Origin of the sequence: Pedobacter jamesrossensis, assembly GCF_042650905.1 — a bacterium.
In the GTDB taxonomy this organism is placed as follows: Bacteria; Bacteroidota; Bacteroidia; order Sphingobacteriales; family Sphingobacteriaceae; genus Pedobacter; species Pedobacter jamesrossensis.
This window is the reverse complement of sequence record NZ_JBHSBY010000138.1, coordinates 1-17,305: the sequence shown is the minus strand read 5'-3', so window position 1 is coordinate 17,305 and position 17,305 is coordinate 1. Positions and strand designations below refer to the sequence as shown.

Annotated in this window: 18 protein-coding genes; 10 read left to right on the top strand and 8 right to left on the bottom strand. The window is 34.4% G+C overall.

From position 1 onward, the window contains the following. The first annotated feature begins 4 nt into the window (after positions 1-4). Positions 5-661 carry a carbonate dehydratase gene (can, locus tag ACFOUY_RS16720; RefSeq protein ID WP_378962355.1) on the top strand — a complete coding sequence of 219 codons (657 nt, stop codon included), beginning with the start codon at positions 5-7 and terminating at the stop codon, positions 659-661. 50 nt (positions 662-711) lie between these two features. On the opposite strand, the gene ACFOUY_RS16715 is transcribed toward can, so the two are convergent. From ACFOUY_RS16715 to ACFOUY_RS16690, 6 genes are all read right to left on the bottom strand, one after another. Next, complete coding sequence (locus ACFOUY_RS16715) at positions 712-972, bottom strand: hypothetical protein (RefSeq protein ID WP_378962354.1); 261 nt, start codon at positions 970-972, stop codon at positions 712-714. 489 nt (positions 973-1,461) lie between these two features. Next, a complete protein-coding gene (gene pruA / locus ACFOUY_RS16710; protein ID WP_378962353.1) occupies positions 1,462-3,096 on the bottom strand; it encodes an L-glutamate gamma-semialdehyde dehydrogenase in 1,635 nt (544 codons plus the stop codon). Positions 3,097-3,203: 107 nt separating this feature from the next. Further along, entirely contained in the window at positions 3,204-3,929 is a 726-nt protein-coding gene (locus ACFOUY_RS16705) for a LytR/AlgR family response regulator transcription factor (RefSeq protein ID WP_378962352.1), read from the bottom strand. Then, complete coding sequence (locus ACFOUY_RS16700; protein WP_378962351.1) at positions 3,926-5,056, bottom strand: sensor histidine kinase; 1,131 nt, start codon at positions 5,054-5,056, stop codon at positions 3,926-3,928. The genes ACFOUY_RS16705 and ACFOUY_RS16700 overlap by 4 nt, the downstream gene beginning before the upstream one ends. Further along, on the bottom strand, positions 5,056-6,486 hold the full coding sequence (locus ACFOUY_RS16695) for a S41 family peptidase (RefSeq protein ID WP_378962350.1): 1,431 nt from the start codon (positions 6,484-6,486) through the stop codon (positions 5,056-5,058). The genes ACFOUY_RS16700 and ACFOUY_RS16695 overlap by 1 nt, the downstream gene beginning before the upstream one ends. Positions 6,487-6,502: 16 nt before the next feature. Continuing rightward, positions 6,503-6,679 carry a hypothetical protein gene (locus ACFOUY_RS16690; RefSeq protein ID WP_378962347.1) on the bottom strand — a complete coding sequence of 59 codons (177 nt, stop codon included), beginning with the start codon at positions 6,677-6,679 and terminating at the stop codon, positions 6,503-6,505. A 262-nt stretch (positions 6,680-6,941) separates the two neighbouring features. Between ACFOUY_RS16690 and ACFOUY_RS16685 the strand changes: the two genes are divergently transcribed. The 6 genes from ACFOUY_RS16685 (at position 6,942) to ACFOUY_RS16660 (ending at position 12,816) form a co-directional block, all read left to right on the top strand. Next, positions 6,942-8,093: an HlyD family secretion protein gene (locus ACFOUY_RS16685; protein WP_378962345.1), complete on the top strand. Its 1,152-nt coding sequence runs from the start codon at positions 6,942-6,944 to the stop codon at positions 8,091-8,093. 57 nt (positions 8,094-8,150) lie between these two features. Further along, a complete protein-coding gene (locus ACFOUY_RS16680) occupies positions 8,151-10,307 on the top strand; it encodes a peptidase domain-containing ABC transporter (RefSeq protein ID WP_378962343.1) in 2,157 nt (718 codons plus the stop codon). Between the two features lie 68 nt (positions 10,308-10,375). Beyond that, entirely contained in the window at positions 10,376-10,684 is a 309-nt protein-coding gene (locus tag ACFOUY_RS16675; protein ID WP_378962341.1) for a hypothetical protein, read from the top strand. Positions 10,685-10,781: 97 nt separating this feature from the next. Then, entirely contained in the window at positions 10,782-10,970 is a 189-nt protein-coding gene (locus tag ACFOUY_RS16670; RefSeq protein ID WP_378962339.1) for a hypothetical protein, read from the top strand. Positions 10,971-10,974: 4 nt separating this feature from the next. After that, positions 10,975-11,154: a hypothetical protein gene (locus ACFOUY_RS16665; RefSeq protein ID WP_378962337.1), complete on the top strand. Its 180-nt coding sequence runs from the start codon at positions 10,975-10,977 to the stop codon at positions 11,152-11,154. A gap of 849 nt (positions 11,155-12,003) precedes the next feature. Further along, the gene (locus ACFOUY_RS16660; protein ID WP_378962336.1) at positions 12,004-12,816 is read left to right on the top strand and encodes a hypothetical protein; all 813 of its coding nucleotides are present in this window, start codon (positions 12,004-12,006) and stop codon (positions 12,814-12,816) included. A 179-nt stretch (positions 12,817-12,995) separates the two neighbouring features. On the opposite strand, the gene ACFOUY_RS16655 is transcribed toward ACFOUY_RS16660, so the two are convergent. Continuing rightward, a complete protein-coding gene (locus ACFOUY_RS16655; RefSeq protein ID WP_378962335.1) occupies positions 12,996-13,331 on the bottom strand; it encodes a hypothetical protein in 336 nt (111 codons plus the stop codon). 310 nt (positions 13,332-13,641) lie between these two features. Here ACFOUY_RS16655 and ACFOUY_RS16650 point away from each other — a divergent pair, with 310 nt between their 5' ends. The 3 genes from ACFOUY_RS16650 (at position 13,642) to ACFOUY_RS16640 (ending at position 15,733) form a co-directional block, all read left to right on the top strand. Beyond that, the gene (locus tag ACFOUY_RS16650; RefSeq protein WP_378962332.1) at positions 13,642-14,571 is read left to right on the top strand and encodes a hypothetical protein; all 930 of its coding nucleotides are present in this window, start codon (positions 13,642-13,644) and stop codon (positions 14,569-14,571) included. Then, complete coding sequence (locus ACFOUY_RS16645; protein ID WP_378962331.1) at positions 14,571-15,248, top strand: hypothetical protein; 678 nt, start codon at positions 14,571-14,573, stop codon at positions 15,246-15,248. Before ACFOUY_RS16650 ends, ACFOUY_RS16645 begins: the two co-directional genes overlap by 1 nt. Before the next feature lie 164 nt (positions 15,249-15,412). Continuing rightward, complete coding sequence (locus tag ACFOUY_RS16640; protein WP_378962329.1) at positions 15,413-15,733, top strand: hypothetical protein; 321 nt, start codon at positions 15,413-15,415, stop codon at positions 15,731-15,733. Between the two features lie 139 nt (positions 15,734-15,872). Here ACFOUY_RS16640 and ACFOUY_RS16635 read toward each other — a convergent pair whose 3' ends face one another. Further along, positions 15,873-17,012, bottom strand: coding sequence for a sterol desaturase family protein (locus ACFOUY_RS16635; RefSeq protein ID WP_378962327.1), 1,140 nt, complete (start codon positions 17,010-17,012; stop codon positions 15,873-15,875). Positions 17,013-17,305: the final 293 nt, after the last annotated feature.

Sequence of the window (17,305 nt, the reverse complement as noted above, 5' to 3'; positions counted from 1 at the left end):
GAATATGTGCGCAAAAACGATAGAAACAAAAGATATAACATACGATACATTATTGCAGGGAAATAAAGATTGGGTTAAAGATGTAATTGATAACGACCCAAGTTTTTTTGATAAGCTTGCTGAAGGCCAAAGCCCGCCCGTATTGTGGATTGGTTGTTCTGATAGCCGAGTTCCGGCTAATCAGATTACTAATACTAAGCCCGGCGATATATTTGTACACAGAAACATTGCAAATGTTGTGGTGCATACCGATATGAATATGCTTTCTGTTTTAGATTATTCGGTAAACGTTTTAAAAGTTAAACATGTAATTGTTTGCGGTCATTACGGTTGCGGTGGCGTTAAAGCCGCTTTGGGTAATAAACAAGTTGGTATAATTGATAACTGGCTGAGAAACATTCGTGATGTATATCGTACGCATGAGCGTGAAATGGCAACTATTAAAGACCCGGATCAAAGGTTCGACCGCCTGGTAGAATTAAATGCAATTGAAGGCGCAGGAAACATTATGAATACCTCGATTGTACAAGCTGCCTGGGCTAACGGCCAGGAATTAGCGGTGCATGCCTGGGTTTATAGTTTAAAAACAGGAATTATTAAAGACATGAAAGTTACGTGTACATGCCTTGATGATGTTACACCTGCTTTTAAAGTTGGATAATTTCACCCTATAAATGTAGTTTTCAGAAGCCTCGACTTTTGTCGGGGCTTTTATTTTTGCTCAGTATTAGGCATATTGCCAGCCTGCCCTTTATTACCTTTTTCCGAATCTTCACGAGCCTCTTCAGAACCAAAATCTCCTTTTCCAAAGTTTCTGCCCAAGTTACCCGCATCAGATTTTACTTTATTTTTTTTGCTATTTTCATCACTATGATGACGTGGAATTAATTGCTCGGGCATATTGGTTTTATCTGCAGCATTGTCTGCATTTTTATCATTTAAATTTTCGTTGTTGCTTTCTGTATTTTTCATGATGGTTAGTTTTTATTACAACAGCTGGAAATTGAGATGGTTTTGAAAGATTTTTGATGATTTGGAAATGAATGTTCAGTTCTTCCTAGATTCTGTGGTCCCGCCATTCGCTTTATACCGATGAAGAATCGCTATGCTCGCTACTGTCGGGTTTAAAATGAAAATATCTACAATTTGCAACCTTAAATAGTTGTATTTTCTGTGCCACCTAAACGGGATTGAAACGGTATCCTTTTTAGCTATAATTCTGATCGGAGTGGAAGAATAAGCTAAAAAGATTTAGTGGAAAGCCTGGGTAACAATTATATAAGCTGTACTAGTGCTTTCCAAAATTTTCTTAAAAAAGAAAAACCCCTGATTGCTCAGAGGTTTTTAAAATATGATTTCCAGTTTGTGTTTCCACAAGCCGAAACTATACAGTCTGTGAGGACACAGACCATGGCGTTATAAATTTACCTACTAGGGGGTTTTATCTCCAACTAAGTAAGATTAATCTTCAGCTAAAAACGGGTAACGGTAATCAGTTGGCGATTCGAAAACTTCTTTAATGGTACGTGGAGAAACCCAACGTAATAAGTTAATCATCGAACCTGCCTTATCGTTTGTGCCCGAACCTCTGGCTCCACCAAAGGGCTGCTGGCCAACAACAGCTCCAGTACATTTATCGTTGATGTAAAAATTACCAGCCGAGTTACGTAATGCATGAGATGCTTTGTCGATCGCATAACGATCTTGCGCAATTAAAGCACCTGTTAAAGCGTAAGGCGAAGTGGTATCAATAATCTCTAAAATCGAATCGAAATCTTTATCAGCGTAAACATAAACCGTTAAAACCGGACCGAATAACTCTTCGCACATGGTTGTATATTTCGGGTCGTCTACCACTAAAATAGTAGGCTCAACGAAGTAGCCTTTGCTTTTATCGTAGTTGCCACCAGCAATAATTTCTACACCTTTATCTTTTTTGGCCTGGTCAATGTATTTTGCTAATTTGTCGAAAGAACGCTCATCAATAACTGCATTAATAAAATTAGTGAAATCTTCAGTTCCACCCATTTTGAATGTAGCCAAATCGCGTAACATTAATTTTTTAATTTCAGGCCAAACGCTTTCTGCAATATAAACACGACTTGCGGCCGAACATTTTTGTCCTTGGTACTCGAAAGCGCCACGAACAATTGCAGTACTTGCAATATCAGTTTGCGCAGATGGGTGAACCAGGATAAAATCTTTACCACCAGTTTCGCCAACAATGCGAGGATATGATTTGTATTTATGAATGTTTGTGCCAATTGTTTTCCAGATCTCTTGGAAAACTTTTGTAGAACCTGTGAAGTGAATACCTGCGAAATCTGGGTGATTAAAAATTACTTCACCAGTTTCTGGTCCATCAGCATAAACCAAGTTAACAACGCCATCGGGTAAGCCTGCCTCACGGAAAATTTCCATTAAAAGGTTGGCTGCATAAACTTGCGTATCTGCTGGTTTCCAAACTAGAACATTGCCCATCATTGCTGCCGATGCCGGTAAGTTTGCTGCAATAGCTGTAAAGTTGAATGGTGTAAGTGCAAATACAAAACCTTCTAAAGGTCGTTGTTCTACACGATTCCAGTTGCCGCGAGGCGAAACTGGTGGCTGTTGTTTGTAAATATCGGCCATGTAGCTTACGTTAAAACGTAAGAAATCAATTAGCTCGCAGGCTGCATCAATTTCTGCCTGATAAGCATTTTTGCTTTGCCCAAGCATGGTTGCTGCGTTTAATTTATAGCGGTATTTACCGGCAATTAAATCAGCAGCTTTTAAAAATATTGCAGCTCTGTGTTCCCAAGAAAGGTTTTCCCAATCTTCTTTTGCTGCCAAAGCAGCATCAATTGCTTGTGCAATATGGGTTTTATCGCCAATACTAAATTGAGCCAAAATGTGTTGATGATCGTGTGGTGCAACAACTTTACCTTTTTTAGTGGTATGAACTGCTTTACCGCCAATATACATCGGGATATCTTGTTGGTGTGAGCGGGCTTCAGCAAGTGCCTCTTTTAAAAGCACGCGTTCTTTACTGCCTGGGCCATAGTTTAATATAGGTTCGTTTACCGGAGTTGGTACGTTAAAAAATCCTTTAAGCATAGTATATTTTTTATGAGTTACGCAAAGATAAGGCTTTTTAAGGGATGCAATTCTATTCTTCTGTAAAGAAAATAAGGCAAACGTTTGATTGGTAACACTGGGTAATACTAGCTAATTAGCTTATGCTTCATAACATCAAGAAAATTCTTTCTATAGGTTTCGCCAATTAGTATTTCGGCTGAAACGCCTTTTAACACGATACGGTTTCCATCAATCGAGGTAATTTTATTAAGCGCAATAATAAACGATTTCTGCACCCTGATAAATTTATTTTTAGGCAATCGTTCTTCAACATCTTTCATCGTCAGTAGAGCGAGTGTTCTGATGCCGTTATGGTGGAAAGCAAGATAGTTTTTCATGCCTTCAATAAAATCGATTTCTGCTATGTTAATTTTTAACATTTTACCCTTTGCTTCTGTTTTAACCATAAAATAATCGTCATCATTTAAACTAATTTGAAAATTATTTTTCTTGGCATGAATAATTTTCTGCGCTTTGGTTAATGCTTGCAAAAAACGAGTTAAAGGTATAGGTTTTACTAAATAATCTACCACTTCTAAATCAAAGCCTGTTGTTGCAAAATCTTTATATGCAGTGGTAAGAATTACTTGAGCATTACGATTATTTATCGTTTTAATAAAATCGATTCCTGATATTTCTGGCATGTGAATATCCAAAAAAATAAGGTCTATTGTGTTGATGCTTAAAAAACCTAGTGCATCAATTGGGTTAGTAAATGTTGCTAATATCTTTATTTCAGCAACCGATTTTAAGTAATGTTGTATAACTTCTATGGCATGCTCTTCATCATCAACAATAATGCAATTAATCATGAGGTGTAAGGTTTCGGATTTACAGAGGTTAATTTAAATTGATCAAAAATGGTGATCTGATCTGGAAAATGTATGTTTTCTTTATGTTCAACAATTAAATTGTATGGGATATTTAGAATAAGCGTATAATCAATGTCTGTGTCTTTAATAACCAGTGAAAAATCTTTTTTGTAGTGATTTGTAAGTCTTTTCTTTATGTTTTCCAAACCTATACCGCTGGAAAGTTCTTTAGGTCCGTTTTTCTTTTTATTCCAGGTACTTAAATAAATACTGTTATCTGTTTTGTTAATAGTTAGAGCTATTTTAATGGGATGCAATTTATCTGTGCAATCGCCATGTTTTAGTATGTTTTCTACAATGGTAATTAAAATTAGTGGAATCAATCTTATGTGCTCGGTATCACCACTGATTGTAAAATCAATCTGCAATTTATTATTAAAGCGGAGCTGATTAATTTTAATTACATTTTTAATGTGCTCAATTTCATCTTCTATTAAGGTCATCTTATCATCTTTGTCTATTTCGAGTGAATACCGCATAATTTCACTCAAAGTCATAATTCCATTGGCGAGTTCTTCTGATATGGGTAATGACTTTGCGAAAAAGAAATTTAGTGTATTGTTTAAAAAATGAGGATTAATCTGAGCACGAAGGAAAGCATATTCTGCTTCGTGTTTTTCTTTTTCTATGAGGCGTAGTTTTCTTTCGTGTTTAACACTTTCACTGGCGTAGTAATATCCAAAGCCTATTAAGGCATATGTCACAAATATCCATAATACAGAAATCCCAAAATGGAAGAAATTAAAAACTCTGGGTGCTGGGCCATTTGCATTAATATATGGTCTGATATAATAACTTGTAATGTACCAGTTTAGGTAAGAAAAACTAAAAATCACAATGCAACCCACTACTAGGAATAAAGTTTTAGGAGGGTTAGCGTACTTATGACAAAGTAGTACGCATAAATAAACTGTAACAATATTTGGAGCCTGTGTGAAAAATATATCTCCTATACTAAAATGATGGTTTTTTGGGTTAAGGCCGTATTCTAATAAATTAGCCAACAGCATATAACATGACCAGAAAAGAGTGTGATAAATTATAATCCTATATTTATTCTTTCTCATTAATTACTCTTTTTGTAGTTTTCTACAAATTTTATCCAATCGGAGATGTTATCATGTATTTGTATATTTGGCTTAATCCCGACATTATCCAAAGGGCGTTTAATGCTATGTAATGATTTACTAGCTGGATATACTAAGGTTAAGAAACTACATGGTAAAGTTATCTTAACAGTTTCTCCGTAGTCTACTACTCCAGCAGTATTTTCGCCAAATAGAGTTACCTTTTTGCTTTGCTCGGCCCGCAATATAAATAACTCACCACTACTTGCTGTACCATTATTTATCAAAATGGAAATGCGTTCTGGTTTTTTTAGAACTTTTGGAAGCTTTAAAGTCCGAGGTTTATATAGTAAGTATAGTTCGCCTAAATGATCTCTTAATTTTTTTGCATTCGCTTTTAGTTCATTACTTTCTTTATTAGATAAATTCGGATACTCTTTTTCATAACAGTTTCTAATATTCTCATCGGTGGCTAGAACTTTACCTCCATCAATTTTTATAGGATTCGTGTAAAGATATGGGAGCAAGTTTTCAAAACTCCTAGTTGATCCTCCTAAATTGTCACGTACATCAATAAGTAGATGTTTAGTGTTGCTAATTATCACTTTGTTTTTATCAAGTAAACTATCTATTTCATGTTTATACTTAGAATTAAACGAGGGTAGGGTAAGTAAGGATGTCTCATCGTCAAGCTTTGTAAATTTGGTTGTGTTGTGGCTTTGTTTATAAGGACTTATTGCTGTGGCTGCTTGTTTTTTATCCCCTTTGTACCACTTGCCAAAAATGCCAAAATCTAAAGTTTCTCCAACTTTAGATAGCGTTGGGAAAACAATAGAATGATCACCAGCACTAAAATAAACAGTTTTATATTTACCTTCAAATTTAGACACTCTGAATTTTACCTGTTGTGGCAACCACCTTAATCCATCTGATTTAATAATAAAAGCGATAAACTCCAAGTCTTTTTTAGTTCCATCTCTTACAATACCAAGTTTATAAGTATTGTTTTCATGGTTCCATATACCCTCTAAACTATCAACTTTATTTATATTCTGTTGTAAATAGGCATTAAAAGATGCCTCTGACCAATTCGTTTTTTCCACGTTTTGAAAAAATAATTTTATGGAATCTGTTGATAATTTATCAAAATCTAATCCAAAACTTATATGCTTATCTTTGAAGAAGGCAAGCCACTCTCTTGACAAGCTCAAACATGTATAACTGTCAGAAACCATAGCTATTTTTTGTAGACTATCGGTAAAATTTTGAAAACGAACGCGATTGGAAGAGTTTACTTTATCTGAATAGCCAACGTAATTTTTTTTTATTTTATCAGTTAATTGTTGAAAATTTTCGCTACAGCTACAATCTTGTGCTTTTAATGACTGATAAAGAAAAAAAAGGAACAAAGCAGTAAATATATATTTCATTTTAAAGATAAAATACTTAATTGAATGTATTATTTAGTGTTTGAGCTCCACAGTCAGGAGTGCCTGAATGATCAGTGGGGTTAAGTTTGCCGTTACCTCCATTAATTTTTCGCATCTGATCTTTACTTAGGTTCGCAATCATTTTTTTCTTAAAAAGAAAAACCGTCTTTTTTTCTAATTTTTTAGGTTTCATAATTTGTAAATTTAAATATACGGTTGTAAATTATAATTTATTAGAAATTTTATGAAAAAAGATACACCAAATCAGTTTTTCTATGTATGAAATAGGGAGTTTGTATATATGTAACGATTTGTGTTAAACATATAATTGATTATTTTCTTAACAGTTTCGTCCTTACAATAACCCATTTGGTGTATTATTTTTTTTAGAGCATAAAGCATTAATTATACTTGGTTAATATTTTTCGAGAACGAATTTTAAGCCGCTTAATTAAATGAATTTAACTGATGAAACTGATTTTCAAAATACATCAATCATTTTTCTACACCAAACTAAAATAAAAACACAAATTATTTATTCAATTACTTTGTTGTTTTTAGTGATTGCAGTATTAACTCTGCCTTTTATTTATACCACTGTAAGTGTAAAAGGTAATGGTTCTATGCAAAGCAATATCGAAAAGGCAGAACTACTTGTGCCAGTATCTGGTAGGATTACATCAATAAACTTAACAGATAATAAAAACGTAAAAAAAGGACAACTTCTTTTAAATATAGACCCTACACTACCTGAAAAACAAAATATGATTCTAAGTAATCGTACCAATGAATTAAAAGGGTTATTAAACGATGCGCTTCTCGTTTTAAAACTGGTTGATTTAAGCAATGCCGGAGAACCGGCATTGCAAACTGGTTTATATAGTGCAAACTGGCAACAATATAAAGAGCAAAATCAAAATGCAATAAATGCTAAAGAACAAGCCTACAAGGTTTATAGCAGGTACGAAATACTCTTTAATAAGAAGGTTGTAACGCAGGTAGAGTACGAACAATATAAATTTAACTATGAGCAGGCATGTTCAGATTTAAAATTAGTAGCTAAGCGATATAAAACTCAATGGCAAACAGAATCTAACCAGTATCGTAAAGAAATAAAAGATTTAGAAAATCAACATGTTCAAGTTTCAGAGCAAGAAAAATTATACAAATTAACTGCTAGAATTTCCGGAACGATTCAAAACCTGGCAGGTTTGCAGGTGGGTTCATTTGTTTCAACTGGCCAGAAAATAGCTGAGATTTCACCAGATAGTGCCTTACTAGCGGTTAGTTACATCAAACCATCAGATATTGGCTTAATAAAAAAGGGTCAGCAAGTTAGGTTTCAGATAGATGCTTTTAACTATAATCAATGGGGTTTGTTAAGTGGTAAAGTTGAGGACATTTCCGATGATATTCTACTAATCAATCAAAGTCCATATTTCAAGGTAAAATGTAAGTTAGAAAAAGGTTACCTACAATTGAAAAATGGTTATAAAGGTCATGTTAAAAAAGGAATGACTTTTGGTGCCCGTTTTACCATCACAAAAAGAAGTTTATATCAATTACTTTATGATAAGGTAGATGATTGGTTAAATCCTTCTTCATAAATCTCCTATTTCACATCCACATCCTGAGGTCGACTACTAAATTATTAGCATATTTTCATGTCTCGAAATTCAAACATATTAATTAAGCAACGCGATATTACAGATTGTGGTGCAGCCTGTTTAGCCTCTGTTTCTGCATTTTACAATTTAAAAATGCCAGTTGCACGAATAAGGCAATTGGCAAGCACTGATACTAAAGGAACAAATGTTTTAGGCCTAATTGAAGCGGCTAATAAACTAGGATTTGAAGCCAAGGGTGTAAGGGGTGCCTTAGAGAGTTTAAGTAAAATCCCATTGCCAGCAATTGCCCACGTGGTGGTTAAAAAACAATTGCAACATTATTTAGTAATTTTTAAGGTTACGGATAAGTATATCGAAATAATGGATCCTGGCGATGGCAAATTACAACGAAAAACTATTCAAGAGTTTACCGCCGAGTGGACCGGTGTGCTGGTGCTTTTACTTCCCGATGAAAGTTTTAAAACCGGAGACGAAAAGGTAGATACTAAAAGCCGTTTTTGGAGCTTAATTCAGCCTCATAAAAGTATCGTATTGCAGGCATTATTTGGCGCTTTAGTTTATACGCTTTTAGGATTATCTACCTCAATTTTTGTGCAAAAAATCACCGATAATGTTTTAGTTGATGGTAATCGAAATCTACTCAATTTAATGAGTATAATTATGATTGCAATTTTACTGTTGCAGCTATTTATCGGTACAACTAAAACCATATTTACCATTCGTACGGGTCAGCAAATAGATGCCCGATTAATTTTAGGCTATTATAAGCACTTGCTAAAATTGCCTCAACAATTTTTTGATACAATGCGTGTTGGAGAAATTATTTCGAGGGTAAATGATGCGGTAAAAATCAGGGCATTTATAAACGATGTTTCTATAAATCTTGTCGTAAATGTGTTTATAGTGATTTTTTCTTTTCTGTTGATGTTTAGTTACTATTGGAAACTCGCCCTAATTATGCTCGTTGTAATTCCTTTATACTTAGTAATTTACATTATCACCAATAAACTCAATAAAAAAAATCAACGAAAACTGATGGAAGAATCAGCAGAATTGGAATCTCAATTGGTAGAAAGTTTAAATAATGTAGGTACAATAAAACGATTCGGATTAGAAAGATTTACCAACACTAAAACTGAAACCCATTTTATAGCACTATTAAGGACGATTTATAAATCTGGGATGAATTCTGTTTTTTCTGGAACCTCTACCGAAATCATAGCTCATTTATTAACCATTATTTTGCTTTGGGTAGGAGCTGGCTACGTACTTGATGGTGAAATAACTCCAGGAGAGTTATTTTCTTTCTACACGTTGATAGGTTATTTCACAGGCCCTGCGGCTTCATTAATTGGTGCAAATAAAGCCATTCAGGACGCTGTTATCGCATCAGATCGTTTATTCGAAATTATGGATTTGCAAATTGAGCAAGATACTTCTAACGTGCCGCTTACGCCAGCTTTAATTGGCGATATTCGTTTCGAAAGTGTGGCTTTTCGCTATGGTAGCCGGGTTAATGTTTTCGATGATTTAAATTTAAGCATTAAAGCAGGAAGCTTCACCGCAATTGTAGGAGAAAGTGGTTCTGGTAAATCAACCTTGATGTCTTTGTTACAAAATATCTACCCAATTCATTCTGGTAGTATTTATATAGGTGATTATGCCATTAAATACCTTAACAATTCATCATTAAGAAACTTGTTAAGTGTTGTACCTCAAAATATTGATTTATTTGCAGGTAATGTTATCGATAACATTGCTGTGGGTGAGTACGAACCCGATATGCAGCGCATTATTGATATCTGCTCACAGTTGGGCATAATATCATTTATAGAACAATTGCCAGAAGGTTTTCAAACTTATCTTGGCGAAAATGGAGCATCATTATCTGGTGGACAAAAACAACGCATCGCCATTGCCAGGGCGTTGTATCGTAAACCCGAGATTTTAATTTTGGATGAAGCAACATCTTCTTTAGATTCTGCTTCTGAACAATACGTTCAGAAAGCGATTGATTTATTAAGAGCAGATCAAAAAACCATAATCATTATAGCCCACCGCTTAACTACCATTCGCAACGCAGATAAAATTATCGTTTTAGATAAAGGAAAAGTAATTGAAGAGGGAAGTCATAATGAAATGTTAGAAGCTGAGAACCACTATGCTAATTTATGGAGGCAGCAGTTTGGCTAATTGATGTCATTCTTAGCTTATCGAAGAACCACGATTATAAAGCTTAAATAACCTACTAAAGAAAACCTATGAAATTATTTGAATACATAAACAGAATTAACATTCTACATAAATTGATAAAAGAGGGCAGAACAGGTACGCCTGAAAAGCTAGCCCTGCGCTTATCAATTTCAACCTCGAGACTATACGTGGTTATTGATGAATTAAAAATGATGGGTGCTCCAATTGAATATTCCAGGCAGCTGCAAACCTACTTTTACTTGCAGCCCTTTGATATAAATATTAAAGCAGATTTTATTCTATTAAACCAGCAGGAAGAGTATAATATAAATGCAGGTTTTTTTATTCAACAAAATTACCCACTACTTTTTTTGTAGAGTGAGCCAAACTAATTTAGTGCTGTTGCAACAAAAAAAGGCGTATACCGAAAAGCCTAAAATGAGTAGGTAGTATAAAAAAAATAAAAACTAAATTATGAAAAGTTTAAATTTAGAAAATTTTGGTGTTCAGGAGATGGATGCTAAAGAAATGGGGGAAATGAAAGGGGGGTTTTTAATATATTTATATTTTATAGGAGGTAAGGCCATATATGGAGCAGGTATGGCTGTAGTTGCTGCGGGTTTAAAAGCAGCATACGATACGGGATATGATTCAATTCACTAAAGAAATGGAAAAGTTTAATTTACAAGAAATGAAATTAGCTGAATTAGATTCAGCTGATTTAATAGAAACAAATGGTGGTATTATTGCTGCATTATTATTAGCAGCAGAAATATACGGTGGAATGTGTTTGGTTGCTGGAGCTTTAGGAGCAGCACATGGATACTATGATAAACATATAAAATAATAAAATCTACATCCTACTCAATTAATGAGTGGGATGTAATTGGTTCATAATGAAAATGTTGAAATTTATTAAGTCTACGCTTTTACCTTCCTTAATTTTTTCCTATATGATTAGGGTGGCATATGCATTATGGTTTGCAATATCTGAGTCTTTACATAATTATTCGGAATTCTATAAGCAATTCATTACGGTTTTTAATAGTCAATATTGTTACAGGCTTCAGATAATATCTGGAATTATTCTTTTCATAATATTTTTTTTGTTTTTCCTTCTCTCAAAAAGAAAAATTAGATAATTCAGCGATAAATAATATCGAGAATTCAATTTTGGGTTTAACATAATAAAAGGTGATGCGGACTTGAAAATTATGTCTGTAGTGAGATTGAAGTTTTTAAACGCAAAAACAATACACGGGAAAGATCTTATTTTTAGAAAATAGATATTCTGGTTCCAAATAAAATGCAATATAAAAGAAGAAGCAGAATTTCTTTTGAAAGAAAATTAATCTCAAGAATATAAAAATTAAAATATTAAGCATTTTTCATGTATCCGCAATTAAATCGACAAAGAATTGCCTCTTGCTCGGGTAAGCTATACCAATTCTTCGCTTCCGCTTAACCATTTTGCTATCCTATCCCAGTCTCCAGGCATGATACTTACTCACCTACACGTTTGCCTATGTTGAAGGATTCCCGAAGCATGGTGAGAGCAAGTGGCATACAGGCATAGCCGAAACACGGAATGCACACGGATTAGAGTCGGATTTGATATGGATTTGTTTGCAGAAATGATTAGAAAATTGGTATATTGGATTGATCAATCCCTTGGTTAAATCAAATATAATCAATTATGGCTACATTAAATGGGATTGTGCGATTTTCCGGGCAAGTGGGGGATCTAATTTTTTATCGAAGGGGAAAGAAAGACGTGGTCAGAAGTAAATCTGCAATTCATCAACTTTCTGAAAACAGCAAAAAAAGCGGTCAAGATTTTGGCGAGGCCAGCAGGAATGCGGCATATATTCGTAAGGCTTTTGCTGCAATGGTAAAGGATTATGGCGTCGGCGACCTTGCCAGCCGATTGACTAAAAAAATCAATGAAATTTTCAGGAGCATTCCTAATGAGCATTTGGGCCATAAAAAACTGCGTTTTGGAAACCTCAAACTCCTTGAAGGATTCGAATTTAATGCAGTAACCAGCTTAACACAGCTTTTGCTTCGCCCACCTAATATTAAATTGCAAGCTAACGGACTATTTGAACTTCAGCTTCCTAAAATTGATGTTAAACAGCTGGTGAAAATGATTCCCCGGGCGGATGGGTTTATTCTACAAATCAAACTGTTCAATTTCGATTTAAATGGTGGTGACTACGAAATCATCGAAATAAATGATCTTAAATTCGATATCGATGGGGTTGAATTTCCTGGTGCAAAACTGAGGGTTGAAACACAGCAGGCTGGAGATCGTGCAGTGCTAATTGCTGTTGGTATCTCCTATTTTCATGATATGAACCGCAAGGAGGATAGGCGCTATTTTGCCTGCCAGATTAGAAATTGTTACCATTTAAAGGATGGAGTAGAAGTAGCATTTATTGAGCCAGTTAAGGAAAAGGCTTTGAAGGATGTTGAGGAGGAGCATGGTTTAAGCTGGGAATTGGGGTAGGCGTGAGGTTGGTTTAATGTTTAGAGCGATGCTCAAAACAAGGCTTCGTTACTTATTCTTAACCTTTGGGAAAGTTGAACTGTTCGGAATTTCCGAACAGTTCGACTAGAAGGTTGCGGTGAATAGAAATGCCGACCTGATTATTGATACTCATTTATTTATATTGTTAATTATACAATCTAATTATTCGGTATTTTTTCTAGATCACGAATAAGTTCTACTAAAATACTTTCCGCGTTTGCAGGTGTAATGGGTTCTTTCATAAAGATTGTTGATCTATTAGCAGAATCAGAGATATGTTTTGCCACCTTGGTTATAACGCCTGGAAACATTCTATTAATTATTTGAGTAAGATATTCTATACATGTAATGATTAAACTAAATTCAATGATGGTTTGTGGTACTCTAAAACTGTTGAGGCTTTTATGGATAGGCACACTTTTATTTTTAACTCTTAAGTTATGTGCTACCACTTGATTTCTAAACGCTTTAATATCGGGGAAAAGATTCAGCAATTTTTAATACGCTTAAAGCAAGGGTTTATATATGTTTTCTGTTGCTCATTTAAAAGTCGTGTAAAGTGTTCATGATACTGTTGATGTCCAAGCTAAAAAACTTAGCGCATTAAAATATTGTGAATATGCTACCGCTTTTAACCTTGAAAACGGTGGTAAATCTTGGTGTTATTTATTAATCCCACATGATGAAGTCTCTAGGTCTGTTAGTTTAGATTATCTAATTTCAAAATTTGGTTGAAATATATCTTAATATAGAAGAAGCTTAATATTCTAAATTTTTATTACTTTTATCAACGCCCAAAGAAAAATGTCGGAGAATAAATTAGAATTCAAAATCACCAAAGATGCCCATGGCAATGAAATTGAATTGACTAATTTAACGGTTGAAGCAACGGAATCTTTGATTTTGATGCTTCAATCTATGAAAGATATTATTTCGAATACACCTGGGGCCGAAGGCGCAAAAATTCAGGTGGTAAAAGGCTCTGCTACTGTAATGACGGTCGCATCGACCGAGGTTATTGAACATTTCCATAATGACTTTAATAACATTTTAGATAAGAAGGAAACCAATCCTGACATTATTACGCCCTGGCGTAATTTCCAAAATCTTCTTAAAGCTAATGGCTTAATCTATGAAGCTAATTTTTATACTAAGACTGAAAAAATTTCAGTTGAAAAAAAAATTAAGAAAGCAAAAAAATTTCAGGCTAAACCTGTTAAAAGACAATCAAATTTTACCATACAATTTCTTAAAGGAAAATTGATGGAAGTTGGTGGGGCTAATCCGAATATACATCTGCAGGATTTAAAGCCTATAAAGTGTTCCGAAAATCAAGCTATTGCCGTAAATAAATTTCTCTATCAAGACATAGAGTTGTTGGTTCGTAAAAGAGCTACCACTGATATTGAGGAATATACATTTTGCGAGTTCTTTATTAATGAAGAGCATAAAGCCTATTTTAAAAACTTACTTCATCTTTTAGAAAGTAAATCATTAGATGACTTTCTGTTCGATTTACACTTTGAAATTAAAAAGTTGCTAGATACTCAGCAATTTGGTGTTGTTGCAAAGGTCATCCGTTTATTTGACCATCCCAGTATTGATGTAAATATTATAAAAACGATTTTAGTGATTACTAAATCTTTTGCAGAGGAAACAGCAATAAAAGAGGTAAGAGCTAAATTATACCATACATTAAAAAGTAACCTAACGCAAACTCTAATTGATTTTTAATGTATACAGAAAAGGAAATTAGAGATAAACTGACACTAACTAAGAATTTCAGCCCGACTGGCAATTTTGTAGCAATATCTGTAACTGTTAATGACCTAGGACAGGCTCATCATTCTGCTCTGATTATTAGGTATAATGGCATCAATTATTATTATCATTTCGATAAACACGATGTACATTTAAAACCATTTGAACTAAAATTAGCAGATAAGGTTTTTCATAAAAGATTAGAAATTATTGATGAACGACTTATAGCTTCATTTTTAAATCACTGTAAAATTATAGCAAAGACAGCTAAGCCGCAATATGGCTACTTCTATGGTGGTTCTTTTTATGAAAATGGAGTTTATCATACTGATAAAAATTTACCTCAACTCATGACTTGCGTTGGTTTTTGCATAAACGTATTAACTGGTTTTGTTGAAGAAAAGAATTATTTAGAATATTCGGATTGGCAAGTTGTAACTAATAAAGCTGAAAAGTGGTTTAATGACTTTGTTGTTGAACTGAAAAAGAAATTTCCTAAAGTTGATGTGGAAGAACTTAGAAAGGATTTTAGAAGAATTAAACCATCAGAATTGATATCATCTGCATATTTTAATAAACTTCCGATTAGAAAGGTGCAGACTGATTCAGTGAAGGTAATTGTAGAGGAAGCTTTTAAAGCCTCTGTTTAAAACGAATTGTTCTAAGATGAGCTACCTGAAGCCTGGTCTATTTAGAGAACTCCGGATTTTGACTTTGGGAATGGTGTAGAGCCAAGGGATAAATTTCTGATTGTGATCGAGGTATCTGAAGAGCATCTCTTTTTTTGCAGGTGTTAACAACTTCACAATTAAAGGTGCCAGAAGATAAAGTTATGCATGGTTGCAGAAATGAGCTTGAAAATGGATTGCATTATTTTATGTTTGAACAGGAGCGGTGCATAGGCAAATTAAATGAGGTTGATTTTGCTTTCTCTAAACATACTTTTATCTTATTTCGTAATAATATAAAAGATGTTAAAACTGTACCATTCATTGAAAAATATGAGCATACTATAACTCATGTTTGTACGCTTTTACCGGAGGAGTTTTTGAGGTTGAAGAAATGTATTAGACAAAATGCCAGCGTGGCTGACCGTTCTGCTAAGCGGAATTTCCCTCAAGTATTTGGTCTTTGAAAGGTATAATCTAAGTGTACTTTTTTGCTGAAGGCTAAAGCGGTGTTGTATGCTCTCCGACTCCGCTCAGGGTGATATTTTAGGGCCGAGGGCGCAGGTATTCGATAGCTACCAATAAACTAGTGAGCCAATAGACAACCTACCTATCACTCCGTTCTTCCATATTTAAATCTGTGTCAAAAGGGCTTTTTGTAAACGGATAAACCGATTGCTTTATAAAACCTTTCGGATATGAAGCCTCATGTACACCAGTTCCTGCCGGCCATTCGTTTTTTGGTAAATAATACGTGCCGAAAATCATATCAATAAAAGGAAATATCGATGCAAAGTTATGTCCGTAATATTTTGGGTCTTCGCAATGGTGCCAATGATGATATTGTGGTGTAGTAAAAATGTACTTTATAGGGCCAAAATTTATCCTTGTGTTGGCATGAATTAAAACGGCATGAATGGCTATGAAAATAATATAAACATTAAAAACCGTTGATGAAAAACCCAATACATAAAGTGGAATAAAGGTCATCGCTCTGGTAAAAAAGATATCGATAAAGTGCGTTCGGCTGCCTGCCAACCAATCCATATTTTGTGTAGAATGATGGATAGAATGAAAACGCCATAAGGCAACTCTTGTATGGAAAAAGCGATGTGCCCAATATTGAAATAAATCGGTGCTGAAAAATGCGAGGAATAAAGCTAAGGCAAATGGCAAGCTTTGGATCCAGGTATGCAGTTGGTCTAAGCCCATCCATCCGAAAAATAATACTGCTGGTTTTTGCGTTACAATACCAAAGAACTGAATAAACAAATGGCTAATCACGAAGTAAGTTAAATCAGTTCTCCATTCCTCGTGAAACTTGGTTTGGTTATTGTTTTTAGGGAAAAATAATTCTAGCGGAACAAAAATGGCAACCATTAGCAATAAATCTAAAATCATCCAATCTAAGCCAAAATGCCAGCTCGATTTTGCTACATCCCTGCCTTCAACACCTAATGCGCCTAAAACTACGGCCAAAGCTGCTAAGACAAATCCTGGCCAGCCCCATTTTAATTTTTTACTCAACACAACGCTCAATGCAGCAAAAAAGAAAGAGGCAATTACACCACCAAGCATTAGAACTTCCATGCTATCTTTAGTATAAATTTCACGAAACTCTGGTGTTGTCAGTTTCTCGGGGTAGTGGAAACAAAGGATTCCGAGTAAAGCTAAAACAGCTAAAAAAATAGATATATAGCCACTAATTTGACCCTGGCCGACTACTAAACGTTTATTTGGAGACATTAAATTTTGTTTTTCAACAACAATAATAACAAAAAAAAACGATGGGCAATTAAGATGAGGCTGTATCACAATAAAAAATTCAGCTATTGTAAAAGAATTTAATTTGGCGGCATCGTCATGCTCAACTTGATTGGGTATCTTAATGCTTTCGCAGGCATATATAATGTTTCCTTTCTAGCGCTTTAGGTTTCCCGTTTTCACGAGAAGGACGTAAGGATTCGTCATGCTACCATTGACATTATATAAACGGATGTTTTAAACCACCTAAGGCACCTAAGAAAATCTAAGCTGAT

What these genes read in the sequence shown, in the direction of transcription:
- can (WP_378962355.1), top strand. Translation starts at nt 5, where the DNA reads ATGTGCGCAAAAACGATAGAAACAAAAGATATAACATACGATACATTA.
- ACFOUY_RS16715 (WP_378962354.1), bottom strand. Translation starts at nt 972, where the DNA reads ATGAAAAATACAGAAAGCAACAACGAAAATTTAAATGATAAAAATGCA.
- pruA (WP_378962353.1), bottom strand. Translation starts at nt 3,096, where the DNA reads ATGCTTAAAGGATTTTTTAACGTACCAACTCCGGTAAACGAACCTATA.
- ACFOUY_RS16705 (WP_378962352.1), bottom strand. Translation starts at nt 3,929, where the DNA reads ATGATTAATTGCATTATTGTTGATGATGAAGAGCATGCCATAGAAGTT.
- ACFOUY_RS16700 (WP_378962351.1), bottom strand. Translation starts at nt 5,056, where the DNA reads ATGAGAAAGAATAAATATAGGATTATAATTTATCACACTCTTTTCTGG.
- ACFOUY_RS16695 (WP_378962350.1), bottom strand. Translation starts at nt 6,486, where the DNA reads ATGAAATATATATTTACTGCTTTGTTCCTTTTTTTTCTTTATCAGTCA.
- ACFOUY_RS16690 (WP_378962347.1), bottom strand. Translation starts at nt 6,679, where the DNA reads ATGAAACCTAAAAAATTAGAAAAAAAGACGGTTTTTCTTTTTAAGAAA.
- ACFOUY_RS16685 (WP_378962345.1), top strand. Translation starts at nt 6,942, where the DNA reads ATGAATTTAACTGATGAAACTGATTTTCAAAATACATCAATCATTTTT.
- ACFOUY_RS16680 (WP_378962343.1), top strand. Translation starts at nt 8,151, where the DNA reads ATGTCTCGAAATTCAAACATATTAATTAAGCAACGCGATATTACAGAT.
- ACFOUY_RS16675 (WP_378962341.1), top strand. Translation starts at nt 10,376, where the DNA reads ATGAAATTATTTGAATACATAAACAGAATTAACATTCTACATAAATTG.
- ACFOUY_RS16670 (WP_378962339.1), top strand. Translation starts at nt 10,782, where the DNA reads ATGAAAAGTTTAAATTTAGAAAATTTTGGTGTTCAGGAGATGGATGCT.
- ACFOUY_RS16665 (WP_378962337.1), top strand. Translation starts at nt 10,975, where the DNA reads ATGGAAAAGTTTAATTTACAAGAAATGAAATTAGCTGAATTAGATTCA.
- ACFOUY_RS16660 (WP_378962336.1), top strand. Translation starts at nt 12,004, where the DNA reads ATGGCTACATTAAATGGGATTGTGCGATTTTCCGGGCAAGTGGGGGAT.
- ACFOUY_RS16650 (WP_378962332.1), top strand. Translation starts at nt 13,642, where the DNA reads ATGTCGGAGAATAAATTAGAATTCAAAATCACCAAAGATGCCCATGGC.
- ACFOUY_RS16645 (WP_378962331.1), top strand. Translation starts at nt 14,571, where the DNA reads ATGTATACAGAAAAGGAAATTAGAGATAAACTGACACTAACTAAGAAT.
- ACFOUY_RS16635 (WP_378962327.1), bottom strand. Translation starts at nt 17,012, where the DNA reads ATGTCTCCAAATAAACGTTTAGTAGTCGGCCAGGGTCAAATTAGTGGC.